General features: G+C 45.8%; 3 protein-coding genes. 2 read left to right on the forward strand and 1 reads right to left on the reverse strand.

Annotated elements, in window-relative coordinates; all coding sequences use genetic code 11:
* Positions 1-186: hypothetical protein (locus A3750_RS27020; RefSeq protein WP_231871918.1), on the forward strand; the 186-nt coding region annotated here is incomplete at its 5' end.
* On the opposite strand, the gene A3750_RS21955 is transcribed toward A3750_RS27020, so the two are convergent.
* Positions 183-905 (reverse strand): spermidine synthase, encoded by a 723-nt coding sequence (locus A3750_RS21955; protein WP_068456302.1) that lies wholly within the window; start codon positions 903-905, stop codon positions 183-185. The genes A3750_RS27020 and A3750_RS21955 overlap by 4 nt on opposite strands.
* A 194-nt stretch (positions 906-1,099) precedes the next feature.
* Between A3750_RS21955 and ccoM the strand changes: the two genes are divergently transcribed.
* Positions 1,100-1,234 (forward strand): cytochrome c oxidase subunit CcoM, encoded by a 135-nt coding sequence (gene ccoM / locus A3750_RS27170; RefSeq protein WP_255374890.1) that lies wholly within the window; start codon positions 1,100-1,102, stop codon positions 1,232-1,234.
* Positions 1,235-1,313 lie beyond the last annotated feature (79 nt).

Raw genomic sequence — 1,313 nt, forward strand, 5'->3', positions numbered from 1 at the left:
TTTTCTCTGCACACTGAAGTGCGCAGTTCAGCTGGACACGCGCTGATTGCAACCGCTGAAGCGGTGTATGTTTTCGTGAATGCTGCTGATTTTTCTAGCTGTCCTATACCGAATTTTGTCCGCGATAAATTCGATCAAAACGGTAATTTTGGAATGATGGATCAATCTGGGACAAGCACACGCTAAGATGCAACGCACACGTAAACGGAATTTGTTTCCTCTCGGCTCCTGAAAGGATTAAAAAACGATACGATGTGCGATTCAACTTTCGGAAATACCGTGTTTAACAGTTCTTCAAACTCGGTCTCCGGCAGGTTTTGAGACCACATGGCAAATACACCATTCGGTTTTAATTGTGCCGCCATCTGGCGCAAGTTTTCGCTAGTATAAAAGTGGGCATTGGCGCTATTTAGAAACTCTGTTGGAGAGTGGTCTATGTCTAACAATATCGCGTCAAATTGCCTGCCTGGCTGTGTTGGATCGAATCCCGAGTTTGGCTCGACGGCTAGGTCAAAGAAGCTGCCACTGATATAGCGATTTCTCTGATCAGCGTTTAGTATTTTCCCCAATGGCACGAGTTCGTCTTTGTGCCAGTTAATAACCGTATCAAGCGCATCAACCACCAGAAGCTCATTTACCCGTGGGTCTTTAAGCGCTTCTACAGCCGTGTAACCTAAGCCTAGACCCCCAACCACAACATCCAGAGAGTTGCCTGTTAGTGCTGCAAGCCCGAGTGTTGAAAGTGCTTGTTCTGCATCGACGAACATACTGGACATTAAAAACTCGTCGCCAAGTTTCACTTCGTAGATGTCCCGTTCGCCAAAAGCAGGCAGACGCCGCCGTCTGAGGGAGATCTCTCCAAGTGGCGAGGTCTGACTATCAATTTCTTCGAACATTAAAGACATGGGCTTGCTTGCAAAGTGGTTAGCGAAGCGGGAAGTCTGTTCTAAGTGCGTGTAATGAGCAAGTGTGATTGCCAATTGCCGTAAAAAGCGTGATGCAATCCATAACGAACAAAGGCAACTTAGTTTGATGTATGTCAATTGCTTGAGATTAGGCTGGTGCTAATCTGGGCTCAACAATTGAGGAGGAACAAACAATGTATTTTGATGAAACTATCGCCGCTAGCTTACTCGTAATCGGTGGCACAATTGCATTTTTAGGTGGTTTTGCTTGGTTCGTTTACAAAGACCTGCAAAAGTCAAAGCAGGTGAAAGTAAAAAACGAATCCTAAGTTTACTTCTGATATGGAGGAGTATCTTCTTTGCTCTTCCTAGCGTGTCTGCACGCTTTGGTCGACGGTTTCGCCGACG

Source organism: Oleiphilus sp. HI0079, assembly GCF_001635105.1.

Excerpts from the sequence above, each read along its gene's own strand:
- ccoM (WP_255374890.1), top strand. The coding sequence starts at position 1,100 with ATGTATTTTGATGAAACTATCGCCGCTAGCTTACTCGTAATCGGTGGC.
- A3750_RS21955 (WP_068456302.1), bottom strand. The coding sequence starts at position 905 with ATGTCTTTAATGTTCGAAGAAATTGATAGTCAGACCTCGCCACTTGGA.